Genomic DNA, 15,575 nt, shown 5'->3' with positions numbered 1-15,575 from the left:
CTATCGATGAGGGGTTTTTTGTTTTGGAATTTTAAAGTTTAATAAGTTACTAAATTTTAAATTAAGCTATTAAATTAGAGTATTGTAACGAGAAGTCTAGTTTACGCAGGGGGCTTAAATTAAATAATAATTATCCGTGAACGGTTTCTTTTTTGCCGTAGTTGGTGATGAGTTCGCCTTCGAATTCGAGCCATTCTTGCCAGCGTTTGTCGACATCTACTTTTTCGGAATATTTGCGGGCAAAGCGTAAAAAAGTGGTGTAATGGTTTGCTTCGCTAATCATGAGTTCGCGGTAGAAATCAGCTAATTTTTTGTCTTTTATATTTTCGGAAAGCACTTTAAACCGTTCGCAACTGCGGGCTTCGATCATTGCGGCAAAGAGTAATCTTTCGATTAAAGCATCATTTCTTGAACCTCCTTTTTTGGTAAATTTCACGAGCTGGTTGACGTAATCGTCTTTTACTTCGCGACCAAATTCGAAACCGCGTTCTTGAATGATGTTGTGTACCATTTGAAAATGTTCCATTTCTTCGATGGCGATTTTGGCCATTTCGGTGACTAATTCTACGTTTTCAGAATTGTTAGTGATGATGTAAAGTGCGTTTGACGCGGCTTTTTGTTCGCACCAGCAGTGATCGGATAAAATTTCTTCGAGGTTTGATTCGGCGATATTTGCCCAACGTGGGTCGGTTTTAAGTTTTAATCCTAGCATAATTCTCGTGATTTGATGCAAAAATAATGCTTTTTATTTGAATAGAATTGCCTCTTTTATTCCTATTTTAGTCGGATGAATGCATTGAAAAATAAACGGATTTTAATTATTGGCTTTGTGTGGCCGGAACCGAAATCGTCTGCAGCGGGAAGCCGAATGATGCAGTTGATTGCTTTTTTTAAGGAAAATGGTGGGAAAATTACGTTTGCCAGTACCGCTTTGCAAAGTGAATTTTCGGAAGAATTGTATGAAGTTGACCGAAAGCAAATAACATTAAATTGCACTTCATTTGATGAATTTGTTTCGGAATTGCAGCCGGATTTAGTTTTATTTGATCGATTTATGACGGAGGAACAGTTTGGATGGCGAGTTGCTGAACACTGTCCGAATGCGTTGCGAATGTTGGATTCAGAAGATTTACATTGTTTGCGTGAAGCCAGAAGATTGACAGTTTTGAAGAACAAACCGTTTAATTTGAATAATGATTTGGCTAAGCGAGAAATTGCAAGTATTTACCGTTGTGATGTGACGTTAATGGTTTCGGAATTTGAAATAGAGTTGTTGCAATCGCATTTTAAAGTGCCATCGTTTATTTTGTTTTATTTGCCTATTTGGGTAGGAAATGAAAGGTTGAATTTACGAAACTTTGAAGAACGAAGTGATTTTATGTTCATTGGTAATTTTCTTCACGCTCCTAATCATGATGCGGTTGTTTATTTGAAAGAGAAAATTTGGCCGTTACTTTTTACAAAGTTTCCTGAAGCTAAGATGCATATTTACGGTGCCTATCCGACACAAAAAATAAAATCGTTGCATGAACCGAAGTTGAATTTTTATGTTCACGGAAGAGCTGATAGTTCTTTTGAAGTGATTTCGAAAGCAAGAGTTCTTTTGGCTCCAATTCGTTTTGGTGCCGGAATTAAAGGGAAATTGTTGGAAGCAATGCAGTTTGGGACACCAAGTGTAACAACTTCGATAGGAGCAGAAGGCATGAAAGGCGAAATGGAATGGAATGGTTGCATAACCGATTCACCGCATGATTTTGCAGAAAAAGCGATTGAATTATATCAAAACAAATCCTTTTGGATGCAAGCTCAACAAAATGGTTTTGAGATAATAAAGCATCGATTTTCGAAAGATTTATTTGTAGACTTATTTCTTGAAATGTTGATTGATAAGATGGAACAATTAAAAAAATACCGGGAGGATAATTTTATTGGTTCAATGCTGATGCATCATTTTTTGCAGAGTACCAAGTATATGGCGAAGTGGATTGAGGTGAAGAATAAAATATAAAAGCCTTTTACTAGTGAGGGAAAGGCTTTTAAAACTTTTGTTAGATGATTAAAAGTTTATTGGTCCTGCCCATTCACTTGTGCTGCCGTCGGAACAATTTGCTCTTACATAAAATTGATTCCAAGAACAAAACATATTTGAAAATGCGATAGATTCATTACTGGTTGTAAATTGATTTCCATTTTGAGGTAATCCACCTTGGCTTACTAAAGAAATAGTAAAACTTTGTGCATTACTATAATCATAATTCCAGCTGAAATTTCTGTAAGCAGTACCTTGTGTGCAACTTCCTGCAATTAAAGTAGTGCTTAAAAAAATTGGTTTTGGACAAGAACCAATTGTGGTATAAGTGTATTTTTTGGCTTCTGATTTATCATTTTGAAAACAAATAGCTCTTACATAGATGTCATAAGTTGTGTTAGTTTGTATCCCTTGAATAGTTCCGCTATTAGAATTAAATGTTAGTTTGGTGCCATTTCCTAGAGCAAAACCTAATAAACCATATTCTACTTCATATTTTGAAACATTCCCATCCGAATATTCAAAATAGACATCAATGTTTTGGGTGCTGTACCATTGGTTTAAGGTTGCACTTACTAGCCCTGTGCATTGACTTTGTTCAGTAGCAATATTGGAAATTTTATAAAAATTGGTTTGTCCTTGATCACATAAACTAGTAATATAAATGTCGTATAAAGTACTGGGATTTAAATTTTCAATAGTTGCACCAGATTGAGAAGTTGGAAAAGAAGTTCCTGTGCCTTTTGTAAAACCAGCCATGCCGTATTCTATCATGTAAGAATTTACGCCGTTAACGGTCTGGAAATTAAAACTTAAATAGGTTGGACCAATACTATAGACAGTAACATTAGATACTTTTCCGCATCCCTCTTCATCACTTGAGGAACAAGAATTAAAAGTTGTTAATAAAAGAATAGATAGAAATAGGCTGAGCCAAAGTGTCTTCATTTTTAATTATTTTTTATTTATTTTTAAAAGTTAAGAAAATACGTCGCAATATATAAATATACCTTTGGAACTGCAACAGTTTTTTATTATGTTATGACATAAAAAAAAGCGAGTCCTACAACTCGCTTTAAAAATATATACTTCGGTTAAATCTATGCTAACATAGTCACCGGGTTTTCTAAATAGGTTCGCAACGTTTGAAGAAATTGAGCTCCTGTTGCACCATCAACGGTTCTGTGATCACAAGCTAACGTTACTTTCATTGTATTGCCCACAACGATTTGACCATCTCTTACAACTGGTTTTTCGATAATAGCTCCAACTGAAAGAATAGCTGAGTTTGGTTGATTAATGATTGAAGTAAATTCAGTTATACCAAACATCCCTAAATTAGAAACGGTAAAAGTACTTCCTTCCATTTCGGCAGGTTGAAGTTTTTTGTTTTTAGCTCTTCCGGCTAAATCTTTCACCGCAGATCCAATTTGAGTTAAACTCATTTGATCTGTAAATTTTAATACAGGAACCACTAAACCATCTTCTACGGCAACAGCAACACCAATGTTTACATGGTGATTGATAACGGTTACATCATCTTTCCATTGCGTATTTACACGTGGATGTTTTTTTAAAGCCATTGCACAAGCTTTTACAACCATATCGTTAAAGGATACTTTAGTATCAGGAACGGTATTGATAATTGCTCTGGATTTCATTGCTTCATCCATTGCTACTTCGATTGTTAAGTAATAATGAGGAGCAGTAAATTTGGATTCAGAAAGACGACGAGCAATGGTTTTACGCATTTGCGAATTTTTCACTTCTTCTGAATACGATTCTCCGGCAGGAACAAATGGTTGAACTACTGCAGTTAATTGAGAAACACTTTCCGATTCCGCAGCTTTTTGAGGAGCGGCAGATGGTGTAAAGTTTTCAACATCACTTTTTACAATTCTTCCGTTTTCACCGGATCCTTTTACTTGAGAAAGGTTGATTCCTTTGTCTTTTGCAATTTGTCGGGCTAATGGTGAGGCAAAAATTCTTCCAGTTGATTCGGTTGAAGTTGTTGCTTCTTCTTTATTTTCTGTTACTGGTTTAGTTTCTTCTGATTTGGTTTCAGCTTTTGGTGCTTCGCCACCTTTAGAATAATTTTCAGCAATCCCTGAAACATCTGTTCCTTCTGGTCCAATAATAGCTAAAACGCTATCAACAGGTGCAGACTGACCTTCTTGAACGCCAATGTATAACAACGTACCTGAATTGAATGATTCAAATTCCATCGTTGCTTTGTCAGTTTCAATTTCAGCAAGTATATCACCTTCTTTTACAGCGTCTCCAATTTTTTTTAACCAAGTAGCTACAGTGCCATCCGTCATTGTATCACTCAAACGAGGCATAGTTACAATTTTCACACCGGCAGGAATTTCTGCTGATGCTTTCGGTTTTGATTCTTCGGTTTTAGAATTTTCCTCTTTAGATGCTTCTTCTGATTTTGGAGCTTCTTTTTCTTCTGTCTTAGGAGAATTTCCTCCTTTTAATAAATCGGAAATATCTTCACCTTCTTTTCCAATAATTGCTAAAAGAGAATCAACTGGTGCTGATTCGCCTTCTTGAATTCCGATGTGTAACAATGTTCCTGCATCAAATGCTTCGAATTCCATTGTTGCTTTGTCAGTTTCAATTTCGGCTAAAATATCGCCTTCTTTTACGGTATCGCCAATTTTTTTAAGCCATGTTGCTACAACTCCTTCAGTCATTGTATCACTCAAACGTGGCATTGTAATAATTTTTGCCATAGCGATTATAATTTATGAGGTATAAAAGGATAGTTTTCTTGTTCGTAAACCACATCATATAATTGTTGTGCTTCAGGGAATGGTGATTCGTCAGCGAATTTTTCACATTCATCAACTAAATTTTTCACTCGTTCGTCGATGGCTTCAATTTCTGCTTCGGTAGCGTAATTGTTTTCTTTGATAATATCTAAAACTTGCGTAATCGGGTCGATTTTTTTATATTCTTCCACTTCATCTTTTGTTCTGTATAATTGAGCATCAGACATCGAATGACCTCTATATCGGTATGTTTTCATTTCTAAGAAAGTTGGTCCGTCTCCACGACGAGCTCTTTCGATTGCTTCGTGCATGGCTTCAGCAACTTTCACGGGATTCATTCCGTCAACCGGTCCGCAAGGCATTTCATAGCCTAAACCAAGTTTCCAAACATCAGTGTGATTGGCAGTTCTTTCAACAGAAGTTCCCATTGCGTAACCATTGTTTTCACAAATAAAAACAACAGGAAGTTTCCATAACATTGCCATGTTGAACGCTTCGTGAAGTGAACCTTGGCGAGCAGCACCATCACCAAAATAGGTTAAAGTTACTCCTCCTGTGTTAAAATATTTATCTGCAAATGCCATTCCGGCACCTACAGGAATTTGAGCACCTACGATTCCGTGACCGCCATAAAACCCATGTTCTTTAGAAAAAATATGCATTGAACCACCCATTCCTTTGGAAGTTCCAGTTACTTTGCCGTATAATTCAGCCATTACTTTTCGTGGGTCAACACCCATTCCAATTGGTTGAACGTGGTTACGATAGGCTGTAATCATTTTGTCTTTAGACAAGTCCATTGCATGTAATGCTCCAGCTAACACAGCTTCCTGACCATTATATAAATGTAAAAACCCTCTCACTTTTTGTTGGATGTAAACGGCAGCTAATTTGTCTTCAAATTTTCTCCAAAACTGCATGTCTTCATACCATTGCAGATAAACTTCTTTGGTGATTTTTTTCATTTTTTGTATTTCTTGAATCTATTTGTTTGTTTGACTGATTTGCATAATGGTTTTGATGCAAATTTGCGAGTAGCAAAAATAAGACATCCTTATAAGATGTAAAAATATAATTGACTTAAAATGATAAACTTTATGAAAAGTTATTTACGATAACGTTTTAGTAAGTGAATTAAATCTAAAGAAAATTTTTATCAAAAACCAAAGGGAGCAAGTTGGTAAGTGAATCTGATTTGTATATTTCTCCTGATTCCCCCATAAAAAATATTTCAATTGGCTTATTTTGTTTGAATTCATATTCAGCTATCGACTGTCGGCATGAACCACAAGGTGGAATGGGCGAAGTAACCGGTTTTTCATCTGCAGTTGCCGAAATAGCTAACTTCATAATTTTTGCCTCCGGATAAATGGCACCCGCTTGGAAAATTGCAACTCTTTCGGCACAAAGTCCGGAAGGATAAGCAGCATTTTCTTGATTAGAACCCAGAACTATTTTTCCATTATCTAATAAAATTGCAGCACCTACTCTAAATTTGGAGTAGGGAGCATAGGCCTTTTTTCTAATTTCAATAGCCATTTCCATCAACTCTTGTATTTCTGACGGCAATTGTTCTTTACTTTCGTAAACCGAAAATTCGGTTGTTATTGTAATTTTCTTCATATTATATAGTGGAAAAAAAATCCAAACTTCATAGTTGAAATTTGGACTTTTTTAAATTTATATTGCTTGATTAATATTCGTCATATTTATCCCCAAAATTGAATGTAAGAGAAAAACGCAAGGTGTTTTCAAGTGGGTTTCTTACTTTGGATGCAGAGAACAGATAGGAAACATCAAGCATAACAATATTGTATTTAAAGCCAGCTCCGATTGAAAAGAATTTTCTAGCTCCTTTTTCTTCACTTTCATTGAAATATCCAGCTCTTAATGCAAAAGCATCTTGATAAAGATATTCTGCTCCAACGGCCCAAGTGAACTCTTTTAACTCTTCTTTAAAACCATCTGGTGCATCACCAAAAGATTTAAAAATCCCTGAAACCCAACCAATACTTCTGTAGTCGTTAATGGCTTGAGCTTGAGCGGCATTAATTTCAGATTGGTCAATAGTTCCATCGCCATTTAAATCAACCGGTACTGGAGTTTGAGGTGTTGGTACTAATAATTTGGTAACTTCCAGATTAACTCCAATTTTATTGTAGTCATCAAAAATAAAATCAAACCCGGTTCCTAATCGCATGTTGGCAGGCAAGAAATTTGAATTCAAATCATTATCATCATTGTCATAATTGATTTTTGGACCCATGTTTTGAAAGTTAAAACCAGCTCTCCAACGGCCATTAAAATCATTATATGCTATTTCTTCAGATTGATAAAATCCTGCAATATCCACTGCAAATGAACTTGCTGCAGATGCATCTCCAATGTCATCTGGAATTTTTAATTGAGAACGAATATATCTACCGGCAACAGCCATAGAAAAACGCTCGCTTAATTTAAGAGAATAGGAAGCGTCTAAAGCAAGTTCATTAGGACTAACTACTTGTAATTGTTCGCCAAATTGATTGGTTAAGTTAATGTCACCCAAACCAAAATAACGTAAACTCCCAGCAAAAGCACTCCTTTCATTGATTCTATTGTAATAAGTAATTTGAGCTAAAGCGATATCATTTACTAAACCAGTTAAATAAGGAGTATAACTCATTGAAAAACCTTGTTTGTCAATTGCAAATGCATATTTTGCCGGATTCCATTGTTGAGAATAGGCATCAGCCGAAGAAGCTACACCAACATCAGCCATACCGGCAGCTCTAGCATCTGCAGCTATTAGTAAAAAAGGAACACCTGTAGTGATTACTCTCTGGTTTTCCTGAGAGAAAGATTCTTGAACTATAAGCAGGCAAGTAAGTATAAGAACAATTTTTTTCATTATTTTTTTAAGCTATTAGTGGAACAAATATACTATATTATTAAAGTATAACAAGTTTTTCTATTTTTTCAGTTTTCTTATTCGTAATGTTTGACTTAACAGTAAGCTTATAAATATAAACTCCTTTTCCAATTTTATCACCAAAATCATCTTTTCCATCCCAGGTTATTTCTCTGGATAAAAATCCTTCAGTCGCAATTGATTGGTTGATAGTTTTGACAATTTTTCCGGTTATAGTCATAATTTGAACTTGCACATCGAGTGGTTCAAATGGTTTGTTGTGGGTGAACCAAAATTGCGTGTAATTTACAAATGGGTTTGGGTAATTAAGTACGTTTGTTAAAGTAACTGTGTCATCTCCAACAACTATAAATTGAATTTCTGCTGTAACCGGATTATTGTAAACATCCCATGCTCTAAATGTAATGGTGTGCAATCCTTTTGCTAAATTTCGGAATGGGAAACGAACTTTTCCACTTGTAAAGTCGTCTAATTCGGTTTCATAGTAATCATTTAATATATATGGGTTTGATTCATTACCATCTAGAATAGCAATAATATCATGACCAATTCCGCTAGCTGTATTTATGCCGTTTTCATCTTGTAAAAAAGCTAGAAATATTGGATTTTCATTTGTAATTCCACCCGAAATAAAAGTTTCGTCATTCATATATAATCGAACGGTTGGACCGGTATTGTCAACAGGAGCATTTTCGTTTATGCCACCAACTTTTATTGTTGTGTTATAGCCTGACTTATCTTGTAAAAAGGGTTGCTCGGTTTTAGCATAAAAACTAATTCTACCATTCCCAATAGGAATTGTAATGTCTCTAGGAACCACAAAACTAAACTCAAACTTTCCATTATTTATTGAAGCATTTCCTCTAAAAATGGTTTCGCCTAAAGTAGTGAAATTCATAGTAAGCAATTGACCTCCAAGTGTTACATTGTCATTTCCTAATGTGGTGCGGTTGATTTCTTTGTCAAATATTTGAACTGCTAAATCGCCATTAAAATTAGTTATCAATAAATCAGTATTTGGATCTCTAACTTCGCCAGATAAAGTAACTGAACTTAGAGCTTTAAAAATGAATTCTGAATTTTCACTAGGCTCATTGTTTATGTGGGTTAAAACAACTTTAGGTTTAGGTATTGCCAATTTTAAAGCAGGATCGCCTACATAAAAAACCATCAGAGTTTGCGGACCATATGCGTTTTTTGACATTCTTAATGCTTCAGAAATAGTAATCTCATCATTGGAATTGAATCCATATAAGAAAGACGCTAAAAAATTATTAATGTCTTGGCCGGTGGTTACACCTATTCTTCTAGTTGTAGTAACCAAGGAGATAGCTCCCCCTTTCGGATTCCAATACGTATATTCTCCGGCTGTTGGTCGATAGGGGTTATCAAATCTAGTAAATTCACAAGTTACGGTTACGAATAATGGGTATTTGTATTGATTATTTAAATTTTGAGCATCTGTTTTTTCAAAAATTCGTTCTTTAGCTAAAACTTCTTCGCCTCCATGTCCAAAATAGTTAAAAACTAAAGAACCTTGGTTGAATGCGTTTATGATATCTTCTTTGGCTTTTGGATAACGTTGGCCACCAGCAGAAGTTTCCTGAACATAAGAGTCGGTATGGATTTTAATTACGTTTACTTCAGGTTTTTGAATTCCGATATTGTTTCCTAAATTGTCTAATTGCTGTTGAATAACGACTTCCCATGATTCATCAACATCATCTGAAATTAAAGTGAAATTATTTCGCCATCTTCCGTACGATTTGATGTCATGATAATCAATCACTTTGTCAACCATTTGATAAGCTTGTGCGATATTATCTACCAACATTCTACCAACTGCAAGATCCATAATGTCTGCAGAAGACAACATTCTACCTTCGTTTTCATCCATCATAGCAAAAAAATCATCAGACATAGTTGAGCTTAGTAAATTATTACTGTTCAAAGAATGAAAAATAGGAGTAATGTTAGTGTTGTTTGGGATTCTATTTTTATAATCAAAAGAAGTGTCACCAAAGAGATTGACATATTTTACTCTTTTTGAAGGAGCTGAAGCATTATAATAGATGTACCTTATAAAATTACGAATTGCTGCAATATCTTGTTTACCGGATGAAAATTCTTGGTAGATAAAATCCAACGGAACTACTTTAACGTTTAAATTAGAATAATTTCTGTGGAAATTAGCTAGTTTTTCTGCAGGTTGAATCAGATTAGTTGGCGTAATTATTAAATAATCAATATCTGAAAATTGACCGGAATTGTTGTTAAAAATAGTTCCTTTTAGATTTTGGTTGACAACTTTAGATTGCGAATCTCTTCTGGGGATGTAAAAATCAGAAGGGTCTAGTGCTATATATTTTCGCTCATCACCTAAATTTGTTTTGAATGTAAAAACAGATTGGTTGTTGTTTACATAACTACTAACATTAAATCGGTCTGTAACATCCCATATTTGAGTAATGCCATTTGCATTGGTGATTTGATATTCGCCAATTCCAATTTGCGAGGCAACTTGATTGCTTTTAAACTCAAACTGTTTACCGATTCCGGCTAGGTTTCTGACAGCAGTTATATTTATATAATTTAAATAACCTCTTGCTGTAGGAATTCCGTTGTTGTTATAAGTTACTTGTATCGAAATGTTTTGAGAGGGAGCGGTTGTTGTAAATGATGTAGAAAGATTATCAAAAATTACACTTGAAGTTGGAATTACGGGATTGAAATTAAAAGTTTGGATATTTTGTCCGTTTAAACTTAAATTCATTGATGTTGCCACAAATGCTTCAGCGGCAGCAGAAAATGAAATTTGTAATGGAACTGAAGTGTCAATATTTGGAAAATTAAACTGATATTCTTGAGAGTTTTGAAATGAAAATGGACTTCCATACCATACTCTTCCTAATCTTCCGATATTAATCTCATCCTTTTCAAAAAATTGGTAATCATTAAATTTTGAAATAATAAGTGTTGGATTGCCTTCGGGCTGGTTACTGTTTTGGATTCTTTTTCCATCACCACCAGAAGAAGTTACATAATAATAGGATTTAGAATCATAAAGATTTAAATTGGTTAAACTTTCTTGATTCCAATTTTCAACTCCTTCGGCATAAAATAAAATATAATCATTGGTATCAAAAACACCATCTTCTTCACCAATAAACTGTATGGCATTTTCTTCCAAGTCAATTGGATATTCAACGCTATTTAATAAAGGAAGCATTCTGCCACCATTACCATAAATTTTAATTTTTCTTGGATCTGTATTGGTATTCATGCCTAATTGCGATAAAAAACTTCTTGAAATTCTATAAACTCCAGATTTTTCAACATAAAAGCGATACCATTCCCCGGTACTCAAAACTGAATTTCTTATCCCGAGATAATCAGAAACTGCCAGAGTTTGATTCCTTTCCGAACTGGAGTAATTAAAACTATACGTAATTGAAGTAACTTTTCTAAATGAATTGTTGTTTTTTACAATTGGAGAAAATTGAATAAAGGCATAATTTACATCTCTTCCTCTACTGTTTTTTACTTCAAAATTTATTGAAGAAGGAATTTTGGATTGATTTAACACACCCAAATCGGCAATGGAAATTGGTTCATAAGTTACATTTATAATTCTAATATTATTTTCATCAAAAGTGTTTTCAACTGTAATTTTTTGATTAAAAAAGATTTCATTTGACCCTTCATCAAAATAAAAATTATTCAATTGAAAATGTGGAACTTTAATTTTATATGAATCAAAGTTTATAAAATTATCTGATTTCCATTGAACATCAATGGTGTTAGTTACCTGAGCAAAACTAGAATAAAATAAGAGTGCAGTGAATGCTATAAGAATCTTTTTCATACGTGATTGATAACGCAAGTTAAAAATAAATAGTATCAAACCTATAAAATACTTTTAATTCATACAATAAACAATATGTTATATCGTTATGGATGTTCAGTTAATTAACAAAAATTAACAATTCTGTCAAATTATTTGATTTTGACTTGTAGTTTAAAGGTTAATTGCTATATTGCGGCACTAAATTTATTACCTACTTAAAGTATGAAAGTAAACAAATTAACGACTATTAAACTTTTATTATCATTGATAATAATGTTTGGTTTTGCTAGTTGTAGCAAAAAGTCAAGTTCTAAGAACACATCAACTGCTACTGGTTGGAAAATCAACGATAAAAAAGGGGGTTTCCAATACGCGTCTAATTTCAAACAACAACCTGCCGGTCCCGGCTTGATTGCCATTGAAGGAGGAACATTCACAATGGGTAGAGTTCAAGATGATGTTATGCACGATTGGAACAACACCCCGAATCAACAACACGTGCAATCATTTTACATGGATGAACATGAAGTTACCAATGTGATGTATTTAGAATACTTGGATTGGTTAAAGCGAGTTTTTCCACCTACACAAGAAAATTACAAAAACATTTATGAAGGAGCTTGTCCCGACACCTTGGTTTGGAGAAATAGATTAGGTTATAACGAAACTATGACAAACAACTATTTGAGACATCCTGCATATGCAAATTATCCTGTAGTTGGTGTAAACTGGATTCAAGCTGTTGAATTTTGTAAATGGAGAACAGATCGTGTTAATGAGGTGGTTCTTGAAAAAGAAGGATATCTTAAAAGAGATGCCAAGTTAACTGATGTTTCGGGAGAGAAAACGTTTAGTACTGAAACTTACATCAATGCTCCAACAAAAGCTTTCGGAGGTGATGAAGATATTGTATTAAAAGGGAGAAGAGGAAGATCAAAAGACAGCATTAATTTATATGCTCAAAGAAGTTCAGGATTGATGTATCCAGAATATAGACTTCCTACAGAAGCAGAGTGGGAATATGCTGCAGTTGCAAATGTTGGAAACAGAGAATATAATTTGTACCAAGGTCAAAAAAAATATCCATGGTCAGGAAGTTATACAAGATCTGGAAAACGTCAAGTTAGAGGAGATCAATTGGCTAACTTCAAACAAGGTAAAGGAGACTACGGCGGAATTGCCGGTTGGACTGACGATGGTGCAGATATTACACAAATTGTAAAATCATATCCTCCAAATGATTTTGGTTTGTATGATATGGCAGGAAATGTTAACGAATGGGTAGCCGATGTATACCGACCTATTGTTGATGATGAAGCGAATGACTTTAACTATTTCAGAGGTAATGTTTATACCAAAAATAAAATAGGAGAAGACGGAAAAGTGGAGGTTGTTACTGGTGACAATATAAAATATGATACTTTGGCAAATGGAAAAATTATTGCAAGAAATTTTCCTGGTCAAATTGCACAAGTTCCTGTTGATGAACAAGAAACTTATTTAAGACAAAACTTTAGTAAGAGTGACAATAGAAATTATAGAGATGGTGATAAACAATCAACTCGTTATTTTGATTTTGGAAACTCAGAAGATGGTGAAGAAGAAGGTAAGAATGAGAAAAAAATGTATGATTCTCCTCAACATAGAGTTTCAGTTGATAGTTCAGGAGTGATGTCAAGAAAATATGACAAATCTTCCAAAAGAACTACTTTGATTGATGACAATGTTAGAGTGTATAAAGGCGGATCATGGAGAGATAGAGCCTATTGGTTAGATCCTTCACAAAGAAGATTCTTTCCGCAGGATATGGCAACTGATGATATTGGATTCAGATGTGCAATGTCTAAAGTGGGGCCAAAAACTACAAAGAAAACTGCAAGAGGTAAACCTAATAGCAAGTAATAAATCAAGATACTATTTCAAAAAGCCCTTTTAGGGCTTTTTGCTTTTTTAAAAATTTATGGAAATAAGTCAAGTTCATACGTTGTTTTTAAAAACAAGTTCTGTTTCAATTGATACAAGAAAAATTGAAAAAAACTCTTTTTTTATTGCCTTAAAAGGCGAAAATTTTAATGCCAACACTTTTGCTAAAGAAGCTTTAGAAAAGGGAGCAAAGTATGTTGTAATTGACGAGAAAGACTTTTACATTGACGAAAGAACAATTTTAGTTGACAATTGTTTGGAGACATTACAGAACTTAGCCACTTTTCATAGAGATTATCTACAACTTCCAATAATTGCCTTGACCGGAAGTAATGGTAAAACAACAACAAAAGAATTGATTTTTGCTGTTTTATCCAAAAAATATAAAACTAAAGCGACTATAGGTAATTTAAATAATCATATTGGCGTTCCTTTGACCTTATTATCTTTTGATAAAGAAACTGAAATTGGAATTGTTGAAATGGGAGCTAATCATCAAAAGGAAATTGCTTTTCTATGTCAATTGGCTAAGCCCGATTATGGCTATATTACAAATTTCGGGAAAGCACACTTAGAAGGATTTGGTGGAGTGGAAGGTGTCATTAAAGGCAAATCAGAAATGTATGATTATTTGTTTCAACATGATAAAAAAGTAGTTGTAAATCTAGATGATCCAATTCAAAATGAAAAAGCAATAGCTTTTAAAAATAGCATATCGTTTAGTTCTAATATTACTGATGCATTTGTTTTTGCTTCAGATATAGTTGCAAATCCGTTTGCTACTATAACAATTGATTCTATTTTGATAAAATCTAATTTGATTGGTATTTATAATGCATCAAATATCATTGCAGCAATAACAATTGGAAAGTATTTTGGTGTTTCAATAGAAAATTCTCGGGATGCAATTTCTAGTTATTTTCCCGAGAATAATCGTTCGCAGATTCTGTTTAAAAATACAAATCAAATTATTTTAGATGCCTATAATGCCAATCCAAGTAGTATGGAAGTAGCAATAAAGAACTTTATTCAATTAGATAATGCAAATAAAATAATGATTTTAGGTGATATGTTTGAACTGGGAGAGGAAAGCTTTCATGAACATAAAATGATTGTGAGTTATATAAAATCAAGCAAAGCTAATTTGCATTGTTATTTTGTGGGTAATGAATTTTATGCCGCTAAAGTCGTTGATGTTAACTTTAGTTTTTATAAGTCATTTGACGAATTTAAAATTGATTTTGAAACAAAAGAAATTTCAGATAGCTTGTTGCTTATTAAAGGTTCAAGAGGGATGGCTTTAGAAAGAGTATTGAATTATCTTTAATGAAAAATTATAATATTTCGTCGAGAAATATAGATCTTACGCAAGATTATCTTTTACTATTTACTCTTTAAAAACCATATCAATACACATTACAGAAGCTAAAATTAATGGACGAAGAGCGTCATCTTGCGGAACATGATTGAATATTTCCAATACATAATTATCTGCACTTGTGAAGAATTCTTTTCCTATTCCGGCCCATTTTTTTGAAACATGAGCCAATTCTTTATTTGCTTTGCTGAATTTAAAATCCCAGCCGGTCCATTTCCCTTGAAGTGTACAAAGATGACGGTCATTTGCGTCATGAATTTCGAATTTACCTCCGAAGGAGAAAAACTTTTGTTTAAATACACCAATTAGTTTGTCGTTTTTATCAAAAATTTCTACATCAGATCGAAATACAGTAAAGCCTCTTTTGACCGATATTATTTTGTTTCCTTGATTATCTGAAATTATGACTTGAAAAGGAGTCATTCTTTTGTACTCAGTAAATCGAAATAGTTTTGTAAAAAAGCCCAGATTAGGCTCTCTGCAAGTCATCAATTGTGACCCATTCTCCGGATTAAATATGTCAAAATTGTTTGAAGCTTTGAACATGCCTACATGTTCTTTAATCAGGTAGATATTTCGATTTAATAATGGATTCATTGGAGTATGATTTTTTAGCGTTTTTTGTTGCCTATGATTATAGCTGATTTTTAAATAAAAAAAAACTCCCTAATTGCTTAAGGAGTTTTTGGTGGGCGATGAGGGTTCAA

Annotated in this window: 11 protein-coding genes; 3 read left to right on the top strand and 8 right to left on the bottom strand. The window is 33.7% G+C overall.

Annotated features, from left to right (window positions below):
* Nucleotides 1-130: 130 nt before the first annotated feature.
* The gene (locus tag B3L86_RS05870; RefSeq protein WP_291116243.1) at nucleotides 131-712 is read right to left on the bottom strand and encodes a tRNA-(ms[2]io[6]A)-hydroxylase; all 582 of its coding nucleotides are present in this window, start codon (nucleotides 710-712) and stop codon (nucleotides 131-133) included.
* Between the two features lie 75 nt (nucleotides 713-787).
* Here B3L86_RS05870 and B3L86_RS05865 point away from each other — a divergent pair, with 75 nt between their 5' ends.
* Nucleotides 788-2,008 (top strand): glycosyltransferase family 4 protein, encoded by a 1,221-nt coding sequence (locus B3L86_RS05865; RefSeq protein WP_291116240.1) that lies wholly within the window; start codon nucleotides 788-790, stop codon nucleotides 2,006-2,008.
* A 48-nt stretch (nucleotides 2,009-2,056) separates the two neighbouring features.
* On the opposite strand, the gene B3L86_RS05860 is transcribed toward B3L86_RS05865, so the two are convergent.
* The 6 genes from B3L86_RS05860 to porU form a co-directional block, all read right to left on the bottom strand.
* Nucleotides 2,057-2,977 (bottom strand): hypothetical protein, encoded by a 921-nt coding sequence (locus tag B3L86_RS05860; protein ID WP_291116237.1) that lies wholly within the window; start codon nucleotides 2,975-2,977, stop codon nucleotides 2,057-2,059.
* Between the two features lie 152 nt (nucleotides 2,978-3,129).
* Nucleotides 3,130-4,770 (bottom strand): pyruvate dehydrogenase complex dihydrolipoamide acetyltransferase, encoded by a 1,641-nt coding sequence (locus B3L86_RS05855; protein ID WP_291116235.1) that lies wholly within the window; start codon nucleotides 4,768-4,770, stop codon nucleotides 3,130-3,132.
* 5 nt (nucleotides 4,771-4,775) lie between these two features.
* Nucleotides 4,776-5,774, bottom strand: coding sequence for a pyruvate dehydrogenase (acetyl-transferring) E1 component subunit alpha (gene pdhA, locus B3L86_RS05850; protein ID WP_291116233.1), 999 nt, complete (start codon nucleotides 5,772-5,774; stop codon nucleotides 4,776-4,778).
* Between the two features lie 175 nt (nucleotides 5,775-5,949).
* Nucleotides 5,950-6,432, bottom strand: coding sequence for a cytidine deaminase (gene cdd, locus B3L86_RS05845; protein WP_291116231.1), 483 nt, complete (start codon nucleotides 6,430-6,432; stop codon nucleotides 5,950-5,952).
* A 70-nt stretch (nucleotides 6,433-6,502) separates the two neighbouring features.
* Nucleotides 6,503-7,699 carry a type IX secretion system outer membrane channel protein PorV gene (gene porV / locus B3L86_RS05840; protein WP_291116229.1) on the bottom strand — a complete coding sequence of 399 codons (1,197 nt, stop codon included), beginning with the start codon at nucleotides 7,697-7,699 and terminating at the stop codon, nucleotides 6,503-6,505.
* Nucleotides 7,700-7,739: 40 nt separating this feature from the next.
* Entirely contained in the window at nucleotides 7,740-11,585 is a 3,846-nt protein-coding gene (porU, locus tag B3L86_RS05835) for a type IX secretion system sortase PorU (protein ID WP_291116225.1), read from the bottom strand.
* Between the two features lie 204 nt (nucleotides 11,586-11,789).
* Here porU and gldJ point away from each other — a divergent pair, with 204 nt between their 5' ends.
* Both gldJ and B3L86_RS05825 read left to right on the top strand, forming a co-directional pair.
* Nucleotides 11,790-13,469 (top strand): gliding motility lipoprotein GldJ, encoded by a 1,680-nt coding sequence (gldJ, locus tag B3L86_RS05830; protein ID WP_291116223.1) that lies wholly within the window; start codon nucleotides 11,790-11,792, stop codon nucleotides 13,467-13,469.
* Nucleotides 13,470-13,527: 58 nt separating this feature from the next.
* Complete coding sequence (locus tag B3L86_RS05825) at nucleotides 13,528-14,817, top strand: UDP-N-acetylmuramoyl-tripeptide--D-alanyl-D-alanine ligase (protein WP_291116220.1); 1,290 nt, start codon at nucleotides 13,528-13,530, stop codon at nucleotides 14,815-14,817.
* Between the two features lie 60 nt (nucleotides 14,818-14,877).
* Here the strand turns inward: B3L86_RS05825 and B3L86_RS05820 are convergent, their stop codons facing one another.
* Nucleotides 14,878-15,465 (bottom strand): phospholipid scramblase-related protein, encoded by a 588-nt coding sequence (locus B3L86_RS05820; RefSeq protein WP_291116217.1) that lies wholly within the window; start codon nucleotides 15,463-15,465, stop codon nucleotides 14,878-14,880.
* Nucleotides 15,466-15,575 lie beyond the last annotated feature (110 nt).

The organism is Flavobacterium sp. UBA6135 (assembly GCF_002428305.1).
Classification (GTDB): domain Bacteria; phylum Bacteroidota; class Bacteroidia; order Flavobacteriales; family Flavobacteriaceae; genus Flavobacterium.
Note: the sequence above shows the minus strand (reverse complement) of the source record. Positions and strands in the feature narration are given on the sequence as shown.

Coding starts and splice junctions, on each gene's coding strand:
- B3L86_RS05870 (WP_291116243.1), bottom strand. CDS start 712: ATGCTAGGATTAAAACTTAAAACCGACCCACGTTGGGCAAATATCGCC.
- B3L86_RS05865 (WP_291116240.1), top strand. CDS start 788: ATGAATGCATTGAAAAATAAACGGATTTTAATTATTGGCTTTGTGTGG.
- B3L86_RS05860 (WP_291116237.1), bottom strand. CDS start 2,977: ATGAAGACACTTTGGCTCAGCCTATTTCTATCTATTCTTTTATTAACA.
- B3L86_RS05855 (WP_291116235.1), bottom strand. CDS start 4,770: ATGGCAAAAATTATTACAATGCCACGTTTGAGTGATACAATGACTGAA.
- pdhA (WP_291116233.1), bottom strand. CDS start 5,774: ATGAAAAAAATCACCAAAGAAGTTTATCTGCAATGGTATGAAGACATG.
- cdd (WP_291116231.1), bottom strand. CDS start 6,432: ATGAAGAAAATTACAATAACAACCGAATTTTCGGTTTACGAAAGTAAA.
- porV (WP_291116229.1), bottom strand. CDS start 7,699: ATGAAAAAAATTGTTCTTATACTTACTTGCCTGCTTATAGTTCAAGAA.
- porU (WP_291116225.1), bottom strand. CDS start 11,585: ATGAAAAAGATTCTTATAGCATTCACTGCACTCTTATTTTATTCTAGT.
- gldJ (WP_291116223.1), top strand. CDS start 11,790: ATGAAAGTAAACAAATTAACGACTATTAAACTTTTATTATCATTGATA.
- B3L86_RS05825 (WP_291116220.1), top strand. CDS start 13,528: ATGGAAATAAGTCAAGTTCATACGTTGTTTTTAAAAACAAGTTCTGTT.
- B3L86_RS05820 (WP_291116217.1), bottom strand. CDS start 15,465: ATGAATCCATTATTAAATCGAAATATCTACCTGATTAAAGAACATGTA.